General features: G+C 42.3%; 16 protein-coding genes. 3 read left to right on the top strand and 13 right to left on the bottom strand.

Going from position 1 to position 16723, the window contains the following annotated elements; translation table 11 throughout:
- Positions 1 to 21: 21 nt before the first annotated feature.
- Positions 22 to 222 (bottom strand): Fe-S cluster assembly protein IscX, encoded by a 201-nt coding sequence (iscX, locus tag B6K83_RS04105; RefSeq protein WP_085283523.1) that lies wholly within the window; start codon positions 220 to 222, stop codon positions 22 to 24.
- A gap of 255 nt (positions 223 to 477) precedes the next feature.
- Between iscX and B6K83_RS04100 the strand changes: the two genes are divergently transcribed.
- The 3 genes from B6K83_RS04100 (at position 478) to B6K83_RS04090 (ending at position 3141) form a co-directional block, all read left to right on the top strand.
- Positions 478 to 729 carry a DUF2164 domain-containing protein gene (locus tag B6K83_RS04100; RefSeq protein ID WP_085283521.1) on the top strand — a complete coding sequence of 84 codons (252 nt, stop codon included), beginning with the start codon at positions 478 to 480 and terminating at the stop codon, positions 727 to 729.
- Positions 730 to 826: 97 nt separating this feature from the next.
- A complete protein-coding gene (locus tag B6K83_RS04095; RefSeq protein ID WP_085283519.1) occupies positions 827 to 2032 on the top strand; it encodes an NnrS family protein in 1206 nt (401 codons plus the stop codon).
- Between the two features lie 155 nt (positions 2033 to 2187).
- The gene (locus B6K83_RS04090) at positions 2188 to 3141 is read left to right on the top strand and encodes a D-2-hydroxyacid dehydrogenase (protein ID WP_085283517.1); all 954 of its coding nucleotides are present in this window, start codon (positions 2188 to 2190) and stop codon (positions 3139 to 3141) included.
- A gap of 161 nt (positions 3142 to 3302) precedes the next feature.
- Here B6K83_RS04090 and B6K83_RS04085 read toward each other — a convergent pair whose 3' ends face one another.
- The 12 genes from B6K83_RS04085 to dbpA form a co-directional block, all read right to left on the bottom strand.
- Positions 3303 to 3941 carry an NAD(P)/FAD-dependent oxidoreductase gene (locus B6K83_RS04085; RefSeq protein WP_233143798.1) on the bottom strand — a complete coding sequence of 213 codons (639 nt, stop codon included), beginning with the start codon at positions 3939 to 3941 and terminating at the stop codon, positions 3303 to 3305.
- Between the two features lie 120 nt (positions 3942 to 4061).
- Positions 4062 to 5594, bottom strand: coding sequence for an aminotransferase class V-fold PLP-dependent enzyme (locus tag B6K83_RS04080; RefSeq protein WP_085283515.1), 1533 nt, complete (start codon positions 5592 to 5594; stop codon positions 4062 to 4064).
- A 215-nt stretch (positions 5595 to 5809) separates the two neighbouring features.
- Complete coding sequence (gene ung / locus B6K83_RS04075) at positions 5810 to 6502, bottom strand: uracil-DNA glycosylase (RefSeq protein WP_085283513.1); 693 nt, start codon at positions 6500 to 6502, stop codon at positions 5810 to 5812.
- Between the two features lie 167 nt (positions 6503 to 6669).
- Positions 6670 to 7956, bottom strand: a complete 1287-nt coding sequence (thrC, locus tag B6K83_RS04070; RefSeq protein ID WP_085283510.1) for a threonine synthase — start codon at positions 7954 to 7956, stop codon at positions 6670 to 6672.
- Between the two features lie 50 nt (positions 7957 to 8006).
- A complete protein-coding gene (gene thrB / locus B6K83_RS04065) occupies positions 8007 to 8981 on the bottom strand; it encodes a homoserine kinase (protein WP_085283508.1) in 975 nt (324 codons plus the stop codon).
- Entirely contained in the window at positions 8981 to 11437 is a 2457-nt protein-coding gene (gene thrA / locus B6K83_RS04060) for a bifunctional aspartate kinase/homoserine dehydrogenase I (RefSeq protein ID WP_085283506.1), read from the bottom strand. Before thrA ends, thrB begins: the two co-directional genes overlap by 1 nt.
- A gap of 261 nt (positions 11438 to 11698) precedes the next feature.
- Complete coding sequence (locus tag B6K83_RS04055) at positions 11699 to 12634, bottom strand: sensor domain-containing diguanylate cyclase (RefSeq protein WP_085283504.1); 936 nt, start codon at positions 12632 to 12634, stop codon at positions 11699 to 11701.
- A gap of 2 nt (positions 12635 to 12636) precedes the next feature.
- Positions 12637 to 13245, bottom strand: a complete 609-nt coding sequence (locus tag B6K83_RS04050) for a chemotaxis protein (RefSeq protein ID WP_085283502.1) — start codon at positions 13243 to 13245, stop codon at positions 12637 to 12639.
- Positions 13242 to 13607, bottom strand: coding sequence for a response regulator (locus B6K83_RS04045; RefSeq protein ID WP_085283500.1), 366 nt, complete (start codon positions 13605 to 13607; stop codon positions 13242 to 13244). Before B6K83_RS04045 ends, B6K83_RS04050 begins: the two co-directional genes overlap by 4 nt.
- A gap of 210 nt (positions 13608 to 13817) precedes the next feature.
- Complete coding sequence (locus B6K83_RS04040) at positions 13818 to 14546, bottom strand: M48 family metallopeptidase (protein ID WP_158088314.1); 729 nt, start codon at positions 14544 to 14546, stop codon at positions 13818 to 13820.
- A 75-nt stretch (positions 14547 to 14621) separates the two neighbouring features.
- Complete coding sequence (locus B6K83_RS04035) at positions 14622 to 15029, bottom strand: YebG family protein (protein ID WP_085283496.1); 408 nt, start codon at positions 15027 to 15029, stop codon at positions 14622 to 14624.
- 254 nt (positions 15030 to 15283) lie between these two features.
- Positions 15284 to 16666, bottom strand: a complete 1383-nt coding sequence (gene dbpA, locus B6K83_RS04030) for an ATP-dependent RNA helicase DbpA (protein WP_085283494.1) — start codon at positions 16664 to 16666, stop codon at positions 15284 to 15286.
- Positions 16667 to 16723 lie beyond the last annotated feature (57 nt).

Here is a 16723-nt window from a genome sequence, read left to right as displayed (position 1 = left end):
CTTTTACCCATCGGCGCTAATTTAATCCGCCTCGGCAATCCAAGCTAACTGAATAGCTTCGAGTACTCGCTCACCGCAGTGCTTGGGATCATCGTCAAAGTTTTCTAACGCTAATACCCACTGCATTAACTCAGGAAAGTGAAGTTTCATCGGGTCAACATCTGGATGCTGCTCAATTAAATCAAGCGCGATATCCAATGAATCTGTCCAACGATAGCCCATGTTTATCTCCTTTTATGCTTCACAACAATTTATAAATTTAAGTTTAGTAAATAATTAAACCAAACCATAACGCATCAGCAAGCAACATTAATAATAACCATAAAATCAGCATTCTTGCTTTACGGCAAAATTGACACTGTGTGTGCCACCATTGCAATAACCAGGATTTTTTCAAAACATTTTCTTAACTTAAATGACCCATAAACAGTATCATAGCAACTTGATTGCAAATTTACCTATCAAGGAGCGCTACTCATGTCGCCAATAAACTTTACCGCTGCTGAAAAGTCACTACTCATCGACAAGCTACAGGCTTATTTTAGCAAAGAGCTAGATCAAGAACTTGGGCAGTTTGATGCTGACTTTTTGCTCGATTTTTTCAGTCAAGAATTAGGCGCACTGTATTACAATCGGGGCTTATACGACGCGCAAGCCTTAATGTCAGAGAAGATAGATTTAATTGCCGAGCAAATTGTTGAATTGGAACTACCCGTTACATCAGGTTAAGCTTCCAAGTGCAGCGCTAAATTACTTGATATATAGCAAAGTAATTATTTTTATTTAGCTTATTATCACCATAATATAAATAGTATAGGTTGTCGCTATGATGCAAATTACCGATTTAAACAAAGAGCAACAAATAACGCCATTTTTAAGATTAGGCTTTCGGCCGTTTTTTCTTAGCGGCGCGTTATTTAGTGTGATTGCCATTCTATTGTGGCTATTACTTTATCGTGGTGTTATTAGCACACAACCCTTAGGTGGTGGTTACTGGTGGCACATTCACGAAATGGTATTTGGTTTTGCCAGTGCCATTATCGCCGGCTTTTTATTAACTGCGGTGCAAAACTGGACTGGCTTACCTGGCGTGCGCGGCAAGGTACTACTTGGATTATGGTTGTTATGGCTAGCAGCCCGACTAGCTTTGCTGTTTCCAACTCTCCTTGGGCCCGCGTTAAGCACTGTGCTTGATTTAGCTTTTTTACCTTTTGTAGCCTTAATCTTAGCTAAACCTATAGTCGCCATTAAGCAATACCGTAATTTATTTTTTGTGCCGTTATTATTGGTGTTTACCCTCGCCAATGCGCAAATGCACCTCAGTATTTATTACCCCGAGTTAATATCTAGCCAATACGCCGGCTACGGCGCGGTAATGTTAGTAACCTTACTGATCTCTGTGATGGCAGGCCGAGTCACGCCTATGTTTACCGCCAACGGCACCAAAACGCCAAAAGCAACACCATTGCCTTGGCTTGATAAACTAACCAATGGCTCATTGGCACTACTCACCATTTTATTATTGCTACACCCTATGATTGGCATAAACCACTTTTACATTGGTTTTATTTTAATTTTTGCTGGTATTTTTCAAGCCATGCGTTGGTTAAGATGGCGACCATGGATCACCTTAGGTGTCCCCCTTTTATGGTCGTTGCACTTTGCCATTAAAGCCATGGCGTTTGGTTTAATCTTACTCGGCATCAGCTATTTAATACCTGAAGTGCCCAGTAACCACATTTGGCATTTACTCACGGTTGGCGGTATTGGCGGTGTGATTTTGGCGATGATTGCTCGGGTTTCGCTGGGCCATACCGGCAGAAACTTGCAAGCGCCAAAATTAATGTCAATAGCTTTTATCGCCATGGCATTAGCCAGTGTCATCCGCAGCTTCGGCCCATGGGGCTTACCGCAAAAAACGCTAATTTTTATTGATATTAGTGGCTTGCTTTGGTTGATCAGCTTTGCCTTGTTTGCGCTAATTTATGGCCCTATGTTATTTAAAGCCCGCATCGATGGCCGACCAGGCTAAACCAAGCACGCAGCAAAGGCGCTGCATAGTTATCCCTGACAACGTCTTAACCTAATCTGGTTAAGGCGTTAATTTTAATAAAAAGCCATTACTTTCATCGAACTATTGATTAGCTTACGATAAACTAGCCGCAACATTTTATCTGAGTGAGTGCCATGAACAGCGTATTTTTAGACTATCAAACGTTTAGCCCAGATCTTAGCTTGTCACGGCTAGAGCAAACCCTGACAGATCTCACTTTATATGAGACAACAACTCAGGCACAAGTGATTGAGCGCTGTAAAAATGCCAGCATTATCTTAACCAATAAAGTGCAACTTAGCGCTGAAACCTTACAACAATTACCCCAGTTAAAACTGATTTGTATTACCGCAACTGGCATTAATAATGTCGACATTGCAGCGGCACGAGCGCTTAATATCGCCGTTACCAATGTCAGTGGTTATGCAAAAAACTCAGTGGCACAATATGTTTTTGCGCAGCTGTTATTGTACTTTAGCCACATTGACCATCACAAGGCGAATTGCCAAAACGGCTTATGGCAGCAAAGCGACACCTTCTGTTTACATGGCCGAGGCAGTGTTGAACTTGCGGGCAAATCAATTGCAATTATAGGTTATGGCGCTTTAGGTCAAAAAGTTGCTGACATTGCCCGTGCTTTTGACATGAATGTTCTCATTGCCGAGCGCAAAGACGCCAGCGAGGTTCGACAGCAGCGAGTACCGTTTTTATCCGCCATCGCCCAAGCCGATATCATTAGTTTGCATTGCCCACAAACAACACAAACCCAAGGCATGTTTAATGCTGAGCTTTTTAGTCAAATGCAACCTAACGCGGTCTTGATCAATACCGCCCGCGGCGCATTAATTAACAATGCTGACTTACTTAGCGCCCTCAAAAATCAACAACTTGCCTGCGCTATTTTAGATGTGCTAGAGCAAGAGCCGCCAAGGCAGGATCACCCCCTATTAGCCGCACAGTCAGATAAATTAATAATTACTGCGCATATCGCTTGGGCCAGTCGACAGGCACAGCAAGCGTTACTCAATTTAGTGGCAGATAACATTCAGGCATTTTTACAAGGCCAGCGCCTAAATCGTGTTGACTAACACTAGCTAGCAAACGCCAACACTAGTTGCGAGTACAGTGTAATTAACTGCGCCACTCGATAAGCAGCCAGCGTATTAATCGCCTTGATCATTACGCTGACAAAAGGGCAGTTAAAAAAACTCGTCTTTAATTTTTCCGTAATGGAAGTAGCCCCATTGCCCTACCCGCCGCAGAGGCGCAAAAGGAAACTTCGGTAGTGCTTTATTCTATAACGGTAAATTAGGCACAGGTTTTCCGCTACTTTTTCGGCTAAACGCTTACCAGCTTGTACTGAAAACGATACTCCGCTGCCACAATAGCCCATACTATAAAATACAGATTGCTGCTGGTTTTGGTGAATATGGGGTAAATCGTCTAACGCCATACAAATCCAACCCGACCTAGCATAGCTATAATTGAGGCCAGCTAAGGCAGGAAAGCTGGTTTTAAGCACCGATAATAAGCGCTGTGCGTAATAAGGATCATCCGCACTTTTACCGGTAATCGCCCCACGACCACCAAACAAAATGCGGTTATCGGGTAGTTTACGGTAGTAATATTTTAATGCTCGCGTGTCCATCACCACATTTGCTGTCAAAAAGTTACAGGCAGCAAGTTGCTCAGGCGTTAATGGCTCGGTGACAATAATTTGTGACAATACTGGCAAGGTTCTGTCTGTCGTTAAATGATGAAAGTTTTTCGGTGTATAACCATTCGTGGCGATCACCACTTTGTCAGCGCGAACAATCCCGTTAGGGGTATGTAATACTTGCTTGTTTGCATCGGTTTGCCAGTCAGTAACCGGCGATGCGCAATGGATTTTTGCGCCCGCTTGCCGTGCTAATTTTTGATTAATTCTCGACCTAATCGAGACCTGTCACTTAACATGGTTTTGGTTTTTGGCTTTTACTGTGCAATAGCCAAAACCAATACGCTAATATTAACCAAAGAGTTTCTGAAACACTGACGGACTCACTGGTGCCGCTGTATCTGTTAATGGCGTCTGTTTCGCTAGCGGGTCAAAGCCGGCTAAGCTTGGCAATTCCACCTGCGCTTGTTTATGCTCAAAGTCGCCCGTTGCTGGGTTAAAACGATAGGCTTGACTCCATTGCGCTACGTTTTCGGTTACTTGCTTGATCGCATCAACAACGAATGCCACTTCCTGATCTGATGTAGTCGGATGAAAAGAAGCCCTGATCCAGCCCGGTTTTTCAGCAAAATCACCTAAGTCAATTTGCTGCGTTATTTTACTTGAGGTGTCTTGGTCAACATTTAACAAAATATGACCATAGGTGCCAGCACATGAGCAACCGCCGCGCGTTTGCACGCCAAACTTATCATTTAATAGCCGCACCACTAAATTATAATGCACACCAGGGACATAAAAAGAGACAATGGCTAGGCGCTGGCGCTGATTAGGCTCAAGCATCACCACCCGTTCATTTTTAGCTAAATTATCCATCACATAATGGGTGATTTCTGCTTCACGTTGTTGGATCTTGTCTACCCCCATTGCCTCTTTTAATTTGATCGCTAACGCGGTTTTTATACATTGTAAAAATCCAGGAGTACCACCGTCTTCGCGCAGTTCAATATTATTCAAAAAACTATGTTTTCCCCACGGGTTAGTCCAAGTGACTGTGCCCCCGCCAGGATGGTCTGGTACTTTATTTTTATAAAGCAGCTTATTAAAAACTAATACCCCTGAGCTGCCAGGGCCACCTAAAAACTTGTGTGGTGAAAAATAAATGGCATCAAGTGCTTGCTTTGGGTTACTGGGGTGCATATCAATATCGACATAGGGCGCTGATGCGGCAAAATCAACAAAACACAAACCACCATGTTGATGCATAATTTCTGCGAGCTGATAATAGGGTGTTTTAATACCGGTGACATTAGAGCAAGCAGAAAATGAGCCTATTTTGAGCTTACGATCTTGATACTGCACCAACAGCTCGGCTAAATGTGCCAACGAAGGTAAGCCCTTGCTATCAGGCTCGATGATCTCTAATGTCACGTCACATTCATACCAAGACGTTTGATTGGAGTGGTGCTCCATATGAGTAATAAATACCACCGGCCGTTCATGTTCGGGAAATGAGACTTGCTCTTGCATACGCTCTGGAATACGCAAACCTAAAATGCGCTGAAACTTGTTCACCACAGCAGTCATGCCAGCACCTGCAGTGATCAATACGTCATTTTCACAAGCGTTAACATGGCGCTTAATAATATGCTGGGCATCATGATAAGCTTGGGTCATGGCACTGCCAGTTAAGTTGGTTTCAGTGTGAGTATTGGCGACATATGGGCCTAGTTCATGACTCAAGTATTCCTCAATAGGCTGATACAAGCGGCCACTTGCCGTCCAATCAGCATAGATGATATCTAAGCATTGCCCCTGTATCTTATGTTGCAAATTTTGACCAATGATATGCTCTCTAAAAGGTAAAAAATATTCTTGCAATGACATACTGGCGCGCCTCTAAAATTCAATAATAAAGAATACTAGCAGCATAGACTTTCATAGCAATTTAAAACTCCAAAACCATAGTAATAAGCAAACAATAACTACAAATATATTAGAAAATAAAATATTTACCTAAATAGAAAGTCTGGTAGTTAGCGAAGCGAAAATTATTTTTAATGATCAGCCAATTGCGAAAAAAATATTTTCCTAAACAGCAATTATTCTGGGATGTGCCAGTCAATAACTGACTTATGGTGCGCTTTCAGCCATCGGTTAGCTTTGGAAAAATGCTGACAACCGAAAAAGCCACGATAGGCGGAAAGTGGTGAGGGATGTGGCGCGGTTAATACTAAGTGCTTGTCTTGATTAATGTCTTTGCCTTTTTTTTGTGCGTGACTGCCCCACAGCAAAAAGACACAGCCAGCATTATGCTGATTGAGGGCGGCAATAATGCTATCGGTAAATGTTTCCCAGCCTAATTTAGCGTGTGAGTGCGCTTGCCCTTGCTTTACCGTTAGTACGGTATTAAGCAACAATACCCCTTGTTGTGCCCAGGTAGATAAATTACCGTGCTTAGGTTGGGTAAAGTCAGCAATATCTTGGCTAAGCTCCTTATAAATATTAACCAGAGACGGTGGGACTTTAATACCCTTTCTTACTGAGAAGGCCAAGCCATGGGCCTGTGATTCGCCACTTGCTCCGATACCGTGATAAGGGTCTTGCCCTAAGATCACCACTTTTACATCAGCTAAATCAACAGAGCTAAAGGCATTAAAGACATCACTGGCAGCAGGAAAAATAACCTCACCGGTGTCACGTTGCCGCTCAATTTGTTGTAAGAGTGTTTGAAAGTACGCAAGTTGTTGCTGTTGAGCAATCACTTTTTGCCATTGAGGTTTTACTGTTGTCATATTTGCTACTTACTCAGTTAATTGATGATGATATTTTTGCGCTATTAACCTTGAGTGGCCATGCCTAAGCTAACAAGCGCTGGCTAATGCCGCAATTTTTACCACTCAATTGCAACTAAAAAAGGCAGTAAGTTACTGCCTTTTCATTATCATTGCAATTGTCTTAACTAGCTAAGTAAGTATGCTTTAAGCTCGGCAAAGTCGGTCGAACTTGTGGTTGATAAAATAGTTTCGCTGGCACAATCTGCAAGCTCTTTTGGCAAGCCTATGGGTTGTCCTAACGTGCTTTCCACCACATCTTTAAACTTCGCCGGATGCGCGGTTCCTAAAAACACCCCAAACTCACTATCAAGCGCATTATATTGCAGTGCTCGGTAAGCAACAGCCGCATGTGGCTCACTGATATAACCCAGTTTCGCTAGTTGGATCATGGTCATTTGGGTTTGCTCTTCGTCAATAGAAACTGAGCTCACACAATCTTGGGCGACTAAACCCGCTTTTAGCATATGCTCGACTCGCGGCCAGTTATTAGGGTTACTGACATCCATAGCATTGGAAATAGTGGCAACAGTTTCATTAGGCGACCACTGACCTGTTTGCAAGTAACGCGGCACAGTGTCATTAGCATTGGTCGCGGCAATAAAACGCTTAATCGGCAAGCCTAACGCTTTTGCAAACAATCCTGCCGTTAAGTTACCAAAATTTCCGCTCGGAATTGAAAATACCACTTCCTTAAGTGCCTGCGCTCCTTGTTGTCGATAAAGTTGAGCAACGGCTTCAAAATAATAACAAATTTGCGCTAATAAACGACTAATATTAATAGAGTTAGCCGAGTTTAACCCGAGCGCTTCTTTTAATGCCTGATCGTCAAAAGACTGTTTAACAAGTGCTTGGCAATCATCAAACGTGCCTTCGACCGCAACCGTGCGAATATTGTCACCTAAGGTGGTAAACATTTTTTCTTGCAGCAAGCTGATTTTACCTTTGGGGTATAAAATCACCACATCAATGTTAGCAATCCCATGAAAGGCATGAGCAACCGCAGCCCCCGTATCGCCAGAAGTTGCCGTTAGTATGGTTACCTTTTTTCCTTTACTAAAGGCTTGTAAGCACTTCGCCATAAAACGAGCGCCAAAGTCTTTAAACGCCAGTGTTGGCCCATGAAATAACTCTAAAATGGCGCGGTTTTCACTGATCGGCTGAATTTGTGCAGGAAAATTAAAGGCTTCGGTGACTATTTCGGTTAACTCTGTTTCTGTTAAATCTTCACTGACAAACGGGTACAGTACTTTGACGCTACGCTCCACCATAGGCAACGCCAGTAAGGCTTCAATATTATCAAATTGAGGAATGGATTCAGGAAAAAACAACCCTTGGTTTCGCCCTAATCCTTGTTTTACCGCGCCGGCAAAACTGACCTGTTCATCGTTCTCTTTTAAATTATAAAATTTCACACACTTTTCCTATATTAGCTTTATTTTCAAGGTGCTAAGGTATTAGCTTGTTATGGTAAAGTTACCGCACCTTGACTATCAGTCTGACAAATATGCACAAAACCTTCGCTAGTGCCAGTCGCTGAGGTTTGTAAATAGTTTTCGTTTAACCAGCTTGCAAATTGCTGTGCTTTATTAAAATCATCGGTAACACAAAACAGTGTTGGTCCTGAGCCAGATATGCCCACCGCTAAACAACCGGACTCGGTTAAGTATTTAACGGCGTCGCTATAACCAGGTAATATTGCTTGCCGGTAAGGCTCAGCTATAACATCTTTAAGCACAGAGAAAGCCTGTGCTTTATCATGGCGATGACAAGCGTCAACAAAGGTCGCTAAATTCTGTCCAAAACTTATCACATCTGCTCTAGCATAGGCTACTGGTAATATTTCTCGCGCCGCTTTGGTCGACACTTCTATGCCGGGGTAAGCCATAATATAATAGCAGTCTTCAAACGCAGGCAACGACCGGCTTATGATGGTGTGATCTGGCACCATTAATTGCATGCCCCCTAAAAAACAAGGGGCAACATTATCATAATGCAGGCTACCACTAATTTTCGCTTCCATTTTGCCCATCATTTCTAATAGCTCTTGTTCGGCAAAACTAAAATCATGATATTTTTGATAAAAAGCGTTTAATCCAGCTACTGCAGCAACGACTGAACAGGCACTCGAGCCTAAGCCACTACCAACCGGCATGCGTTTATCTAAGGTAATTTTAACCTGAGCAACGTCTTGTTGATGTGCAACAAGTTGCTGATTAAACAACAGCAAACACTGCCAGACAATATTGTCTTTACTATCACTCGGGAGCTTCTGGGCAAAATCGCCAATAACCGTTAATTGATCTCCACTGTTACTGTGGGTAACTGTCACTACATCCCCCAGTAATGTGCCGTCAATGGGTCGAACGGCTAAACCTAAAACATCAAAGCCAACACTGACATTGCCAATTGATGCAGGTGCAAATACTGAAACACTCATTAATGCTGTTGCTCCCATGCTAAGGTACGTAATAAGTCACCAAAAACGCCGGCCGCTGTTACTGCCGCCCCTGCGCCATAACCACGCAAGACAAAAGGGAGTGGCTGATAATAACGACTATGAACGGCTAAGGCGTTTTCGCCATCTTTAATGCTATATAGTGGATGATCTTTGCCAACCGCGGCTATCACCACCTGACATTTACCATCAAGAATATTACCTATGTAGCGTAACACTTTTCCTTCGGCCTGTGCCTGCTCGATACGAGCAGCAAACGCTTGATCTAGCTCAGGTAGCTTAGCCATAAAGCGAGTGACGTCACCGCTGGCGTCAAAGCTATCGGGTAATACTGATTCAACCGTGATATCGCTCAACTCCAAAGCCATGCCAGCTTCACGCGCCATGATCAATAGTTTCCGCGCCACATCCATACCACTTAAGTCATCGCGCGGATCGGGCTCAGTAAAACCTTGCTCTTTTGCTAATGCCGTTGCTTGCGATAAAGTCATGCCTTCATCAAGCTTACCAAATATATAAGATAACGAACCAGATAACACCCCTTCAAAACGCTGTAACTCGTCGCCTGCTTTTAACAAGTTTTGTAAGGTGTCAATTACCGGTAAACCTGCCCCTACCGTAGTTTCATACAAGAAACGACGATTGGTTTTTTGCGCTGCGTTACGCAGTGCTTGATAATATTGCCACGAGTCGGTGTTGGCTTTTTTGTTAGGTGTGACAACATTAAAGCCGGCTTCTAAATAATCAACATATTGCAATGCTAGGCTTTCATTCGATGTACAATCAACTAATACTGGGTTAATCAGATGGTTTTCACGAACAAATTGCTTAATGTTCTCAACGCTTACCGGCACGGCTTGTGCACTTAGGTGTTGCTGCCAATTTGCCGCATCAATACCATCAGAATTAAAAACCATGCCCTGACTATTCGCTAAACCATAAACCTTAAGGGAAATATTATCTGCCTTGAGCTTGGCTTGTTGGCGTGCAATTTGCGCCAGTAACTCACTGCCGACCACTCCACAACCCACTAAGAACACATCGATACTTTGTTTATGAGAAAAGAAGTTTTGATGACTGACTTTCATGGCATCGGTACATTTTCGACTTTCTAATACCACTGAGATACTGCGCTCGGAAGAGTCTTGTGCAATCGCAACCACATTAACCCGTGCCTGTGCCAGTGAGCTGAAAAACTTAGCGGCAACGCCTTGCTGATGGTGCATGCCATCGCCAACAAGAGACACAATAGACAACTGGTGTGTTAAACTTAACGGCTCTAATAAGCCATTGAGTAACTCTAATTCAAACTCTTCTTTTAGACTTTGCTCTGCTTTGTCGGCATCATTAGAATATATACAAAAGCTGATGCAATATTCACTGGACGACTGACTGATCAAAATTAACGAAATATTTTCTCGGCTCATGGTGGCAAAAACACGACTAGCCATGCCAACCATACCTTTCATCCCCGGACCAGATACGTTAACCATAGTTAAGTTATCAAGGTTAGAAATAGCTTTAACCCGCTTTTGTTGATCGTTTTCATTGGCTATGCGTGTCCCTGGCGCGTCGGGGTTTCCGGTGTTTTTAATTAAGCAAGGGATATGATGCTGGGCAATCGGGCCGATAGTTTTCGGATGTAAAACACTCGCGCCAAAGTAAGATAACTCCATTGCCTCTTGATAAGACAAGTAGTCCAGCAACTGGGCTTCTTTGATCAAACGCGGATCGGCATTATAAACACCATCAACATCGGTCCAAATTTCACAGTACTCGGCCTCGCTGCATACCGCTAGCACAGCTGCAGAATAGTCAGAGCCATTGCGCCCTAAAGTAGTAACATTGCCAACACTGTCAACACCAATAAAGCCCGGCATTAACGCAATAGCATTAAGCTCGTTGTAAACGCTTTGGTATTGCTCTTTACACAACACTAAATCTGCAACCGCATTTAAGGCGACATCATTAGTGCGTAAAAAACGTTCAGGCTCAATCACGCTCACAACTGTGTTGTCAACAGATAACACAGATTGTAATAAAGCGACACTGAGGCGTTCGCCGATACTAATAATACGAGCCCTAACATGCTCAGGACAGTATGAAAGTAGTGTTGCGCCATGCAAGTAACGACTTAATTGTTGCTCCCAAGTGGCTAATACTTGCTCGCTATGTTGCGAACAAAACCCAGGAAGTGATGCCGACAAATCGTTAATAATGTTTTCAATAGCTTGTTTAAAGTGCAGTAGATCACTGGCTAGTTTTTCTTCATTGGAAATGTTTTCTGCCATTGCAACCAAGTGGTTTGTCACCCCCTGCGGCGCGGAAACCACAACCGCAAGACGAGATGACTGACTTTTATTTTTGATGATATTGGCCACTTCTATAAAGCGTTGACCCGAAGCTAAAGAGGAACCACCGAATTTTAATACACGCATTTCTACTCCCATAAAAACAAAAAAAGCCCGTAACCTTGTCGGTCACGGGCTTGATAAAAATTAATAAATTCTACACGTCAGCCAATGACCACCATCCCAATGAGGGTGGTAGTTGTGGTAATAATAATAATTTGGCTACGAAGAATACTCATGCAAGATAAAATGCCTGATCAGCATTTCGCTGTCAACTGATTTTTACATTTTTTAAAAAACTAGTTTAGTAGAAAAAATAGTAAGGCTTGATTGTCACAAGGAATTAGACTAGGAGGCGTCTGCTAACGATACGCGATTTCGACCAGAAAACTTCGCTTTATATAAGGCATTATCAGCTCTGCTGATCAAATCTTCATAGCGCTTGTCTTGTTGAGCTAAAACCGCAACCCCCAAGCTAACCGTTATGCCGATATTCTGTCCTTGATAGTCAACCGCTTTTAGTGCAATCGTTTGTCGTATGCGTTCAGCGACTTCTTCTGCGCCACTGAGCTCGGTATTAGGTAAAATAACCGCAAATTCTTCACCGCCGTAACGGCCAAATAAGTCGCCCATTCGTAATAGTTCATTAATCGCTTTCGCCGTTTCAATCAAAACCTTATCACCACCTTGGTGGCCATGAGTATCATTTAGTAACTTAAAGTGATCTAAATCTAGCATCACTAAGGCTAAGCTACTGTGATGGCGACGGGCACGCGAAAACTCTGCCGCTAAACACTCTTCCCAGTGTTTACGGTTAAATGCTTGGGTTAAGCCATCAATACGGTTTGACAACGCCAATTCTTGGAGCGTTTTTTTCAGCTGTGTTTGGTAGTGATAAATATCGGTGACATCTTCGATTAAAATGCAGATTTGTGTCACTTGACCATGTTCTTCAATCGGTAAAAATGTACAATTTTGTGCCATAAAGTCACTATCAGTAGTGATAGGGCGAGAGTGAGCCAATTCAAATAAATGGTGACGTTGCTCCCAACCGCAAAACGACTGATTTTTTAGTTGAATCACACTTGATAGTTTACGTTCAAGCCATTTTCTAGGTAGCTCAGGAAAGACCTGAAAAATATTTTTCCCAATCACCTGCTCATCGTGTTGATTTGCATGTACGGCTAAAAATCGATTCCACATTAAAATATTAAAGTTGCGATCAAGCAGCAACACGCCGGTATTCAAACGATTAATTATCTTGTCGCACAAACCATCTAGCATAGTTAAAACTCTGCCAAAATTCGATCAAGCACGGCTTTAATATTGGTGATGGCTGCCTCGGGGATCAGCAACACCATATCGCAATTAAAAGAGTAGTCGGTTACTTGATAACTAATACGCACTTTCAGCGCTAAATCCCAATTAAAGGCTTGCTGTTGTATATGCTCATTAACTTTGCCTATATTAGCTGACAATAAGCGCGGGGCGCTATACGACATTTGGTTGTCGATTTGACTGGCAAAAACATTTAAAAAGGTTGTAGTTAATATAGAACTTAAGTCGATGATTTGTTCATCAAATGTTAATTCGTCAGCTTCATAACCCAGTAGATCTGCTAGGCGGTGTGAATCTTTTGGCTGATACATTAATAATGCTTCACCACGAATACCTTCATAACCAAAAAAGCCTTGGCTGACAATGGCTGTAGCATCAGACTCATAATTGAGCGTATCAAAAAGGTGTTCGGCTTTAACTTGTTCTATGCTCGGCACTTTTAAATACACAAAGGTATCTAAATAACGTGCAAGCTGATCACTCGCTTGCCCCATAGCGACATTAATTAACTCTTGCAAGCAATCTTGTTGATCTTCAGTTAAATCAAAGGCATTCATAGGAAACCATGCCTTTTTAAGTGCTCATATAATACGTCAATTTGAATTGGTTTGCGCAGGAAAGCTTTTGCCCCTAACGCCAGCACTTTACTTTGCATTTCTGGTTGCACATCAGCAGAAATAACAAACACAGGTAATTGTTTATTTTGCTCTTTTAATGCTGCTAGCACACCTAGCCCGTCAATAATTGGCATGGTTAAATCAAGAAACAGTATGTCTATATTTTCACTACTTAGTATTGCTAACGCTTCCTCACCATTACTGGCTAGCTTGACATCTGTGGATAAACTTTCAGGTAGGCTTCTAAGAACTTGCTTTCTCGCTAAGTTAGAGTCATCACAAATAAGAACATTTGTACTCATTTGACACTAAATCCTTTATTATTATTCTATTAACAGTTAATTTACCTTAAATTTTTGCTGCTGTTAATTAATAATGCGAATAAAAATTACACTTTAGGCGCTTTTTAGCCCTAAAAATGAATAAAGTTATTGGTTTTCATACAACTGCGATGAGCTAACGACTGATTATTAAGTAATAAATACTGCAATGAATATTACGAGTAGTGAGCTTTAGTGCCAAGATAAGTAGGCTTGATGTTGTTTTATCCAGTGTTTCGCATCTTGAAATGTCGGGCAATAGCTTGCAACTAGCTGCCAAAACTTTGCTGAGTGATTCATATGCTTAAGGTGGCAAAGTTCATGAATAATAACATAATCCACCACCCAAGGTGGCAGCTGCTTTAATAAGAAATTAAAGCTTAACTCTCGCCGACTATTGCAACTGCCCCAACGGGCTTTGTATTTTCGAACTTTAAACGCAGCTGGCTGGTAGGGGATTGAAGCTGAAAAGCATGCTAACTTTTGGGCAACATAGCTTTCAATACTGCTCTTAAACCAAGCTTCTATTTGTGCCTTTACTTTCGTTAAAATGAGCTCTGACTGCAATGGTAGTTGTTGGTAACGTGGATTAAGCACAACGGTTAAATCTTGCTGGCTTTTATTATGCATCACAGTTGCTGGGCCAAACGCCACCTTGACCTTATGTGCGATACCATCAATATATACGGTTGGCGCATTGCCCGGCGTCTGCGTTAAAAATGCTTGAGAAAAATCTACGCTTTGCAATGATCTTTGCTTTTGCTGTGCAAGTTTTTGCGCTAGCCAAGGTGATTTTAATTGCAGTAATTGTTCAATATAAGCCAAGTCCACTCGTGTCGGCGCTCGCACGATCACTTCACCATTGCGAACTTGCAAGGCAATGGTTTTTCGACGCTCACTGCGTATTAATTGATATTCCAAAACCACACCAAAAGCTTAGTTAAACACACCTAATATCCATCACTATATTGGCTCAAGCTTACCGCCACTCTTTAACTAAGCTAATGCCGCTTTAGCTTTACTGGCCGGCTTGGTTTTGGCCGCTTTTTTGGCGCTCGATTTAGCACTTGTTTTAGGCTCACTTTCAGCAGGTATTGCCCTTTGCGCATCATCCGGATTATCAGAAACTCGTTGGTTTTTACTAACCTGCGCCACTTTCTTAGTTACGGCTTTGGCTTTTTTCGCTTGCAGTGCAACCAACACATGGTCACGGTTTTGAGCTAAATAAATACTGAGCTCTTCACGGATCCCCTCAGACAGATCGACTGGCGCTTGCGCAAACATTTCAGCTAAGTTATCTGCCATGTCGAGCATTTTATCGTATTCATCTGCGGCTTTTTTATCCATGAATGTTTCTACCTCCACACCTTGTCTTATTACGACAAATCGACTTTCAACGGCCATTGTTATCCCTTATTCATACTATTTATTGCAAAATTTTTATTTACAGTGCCTAGTTTTCACTCAAATTGGCAAACCCTAAAAAACACTGTACATACAGTCAGTATCATACGCATAATTTGATAAATTACTACTTAAATTTATAGCTTAAGCTTTAGCACTGATTATCCAGTTAAGGTATGAGTTACTGATATCAATTAACCCAATCACGCGCCCATACACCTGTGCAAACACATCTCTGCGTAATGCAAAAGCGGTTATAATTCGCGTACTCTAAATTTACGCCCTTTTAGCTTACCCTGACTTAATTTATTCAGGGCTTTTCTCGCCACGCTTTTATCAACCGCAACATAAGCCCAATTTGCCCCCAGTTGAATTTTACCCACCTGTTCAAATTTAATGCCATTGTCTCCGGTTAGGGCTCCAACAATATCACCAGCCCTAACTTTTTGTTTTTTGCCTCCATCAATTTGTATGGTGGTCATTTTCGCGGTAAAGGCACTTTCAGATAATACTTGGTTATTAGGTAAGACTTCCCCTTCAATTTGGCGACCTAAGTTATCTTCAAGCAGGCCAATTTTGTAACTGTCTTTATTGCTAAATAAGGAAAATGCATAACCCGTACTACCAGCCCGCCCAGTGCGGCCAATGCGATGAATATGTACTTCGGTGTCATGGGCTAAGTGATAGTTAAACACTGCATCGAGCGCTTCAATATCTAAGCCACGCGCGGCAACATCCGTTGCCACCAAGATAGAGGCACTTTTATTAGCAAAGCGCACTAAGGTTTGATCGCGCTCTCTTTGTTCTAAGTCGCCATGTAATGCTACGACGCTAAAGCCATAAGCGGCTAACTTATTAGCGACGTTTTGGGTTTCTATTTTGGTATTACAAAATATTACGCTAGATTCTGGTTGGTGTGTTAACAACAACAAACGAATGGCCATGAGTCGGTCGTCGTCGTTTTCAACCTGATAAAAGTGCTGCGCTATGCTACTGGCTTGGTGGCTTGCTTCAACCTTTATTAAGGCTGGCGATTGTAGGTATCTATCGGCAATGGCTTGAATTTGTTGTGGAAAAGTCGCACTAAATAATAATGTTTGTCGTTGCTTTGGCATTTTTTCAACAATATTATCTAATGCGGTCACAAACCCCATGTCTAACATACGATCGGCTTCATCAAGCACTAAAGTATCAACATGCTGCAAAGACAAAGTTCCACGACCTAAGTGATCTTCAATGCGTCCCGGCGTACCAACAATAATATGAGCACCATGCTCTAATGACCCCACTTGCGGACCAAATGGCGTACCACCGCATAAGGTCAACACCTTTATATTGTGTATTGCTCGTGCTAGCTTTCTAATTTCTTTTGCCACTTGATCGGCTAACTCGCGGGTTGGGCAAAGTACCAAGGTTTGAATTCTAAACTTTTTCACCTGTAATTTGTTTAACAGCCCTAAGCCAAAAGCTGCGGTTTTGCCTGAGCCGGTTTTTCCTTGCCCGATAACATCTTGCCCCTTTAAAATTGCCGGCAGGCTTTTAGCTTGAATTTCTGTCATCTCGTGATAACCCAATGATGAAAGGTTATCTAAAATGGCGGTTTGTAAGCTAAGAGATGAGAATTTGTTGTCGTTCAAGGTGAAAATCCTAAGGTAAAATCTAATTGCCGCTATTTTACACGCTTCGCCTTGGCA

The organism is Colwellia chukchiensis (assembly GCF_002104455.1).
GTDB classification, from domain to species: Bacteria; Pseudomonadota; Gammaproteobacteria; order Enterobacterales; family Alteromonadaceae; genus Cognaticolwellia; species Cognaticolwellia chukchiensis.
The sequence above is the reverse complement of the archived record's forward strand: the minus strand, read 5'-3'. Positions and strand labels throughout refer to the sequence as shown.

What these genes read in the sequence shown, in the direction of transcription:
- B6K83_RS04035 (WP_085283496.1), bottom strand. Translation starts at nt 15,029, where the DNA reads ATGGCCGTTGAAAGTCGATTTGTCGTAATAAGACAAGGTGTGGAGGTA.
- B6K83_RS04100 (WP_085283521.1), top strand. Translation starts at nt 478, where the DNA reads ATGTCGCCAATAAACTTTACCGCTGCTGAAAAGTCACTACTCATCGAC.
- iscX (WP_085283523.1), bottom strand. Translation starts at nt 222, where the DNA reads ATGGGCTATCGTTGGACAGATTCATTGGATATCGCGCTTGATTTAATT.
- B6K83_RS04045 (WP_085283500.1), bottom strand. Translation starts at nt 13,607, where the DNA reads ATGAGTACAAATGTTCTTATTTGTGATGACTCTAACTTAGCGAGAAAG.
- B6K83_RS04050 (WP_085283502.1), bottom strand. Translation starts at nt 13,245, where the DNA reads ATGAATGCCTTTGATTTAACTGAAGATCAACAAGATTGCTTGCAAGAG.
- thrB (WP_085283508.1), bottom strand. Translation starts at nt 8,981, where the DNA reads ATGAGTGTTTCAGTATTTGCACCTGCATCAATTGGCAATGTCAGTGTT.
- B6K83_RS04055 (WP_085283504.1), bottom strand. Translation starts at nt 12,634, where the DNA reads ATGCTAGATGGTTTGTGCGACAAGATAATTAATCGTTTGAATACCGGC.
- B6K83_RS04080 (WP_085283515.1), bottom strand. Translation starts at nt 5,594, where the DNA reads ATGTCATTGCAAGAATATTTTTTACCTTTTAGAGAGCATATCATTGGT.
- B6K83_RS04090 (WP_085283517.1), top strand. Translation starts at nt 2,188, where the DNA reads ATGAACAGCGTATTTTTAGACTATCAAACGTTTAGCCCAGATCTTAGC.
- ung (WP_085283513.1), bottom strand. Translation starts at nt 6,502, where the DNA reads ATGACAACAGTAAAACCTCAATGGCAAAAAGTGATTGCTCAACAGCAA.
- B6K83_RS04095 (WP_085283519.1), top strand. Translation starts at nt 827, where the DNA reads ATGATGCAAATTACCGATTTAAACAAAGAGCAACAAATAACGCCATTT.
- thrA (WP_085283506.1), bottom strand. Translation starts at nt 11,437, where the DNA reads ATGCGTGTATTAAAATTCGGTGGTTCCTCTTTAGCTTCGGGTCAACGC.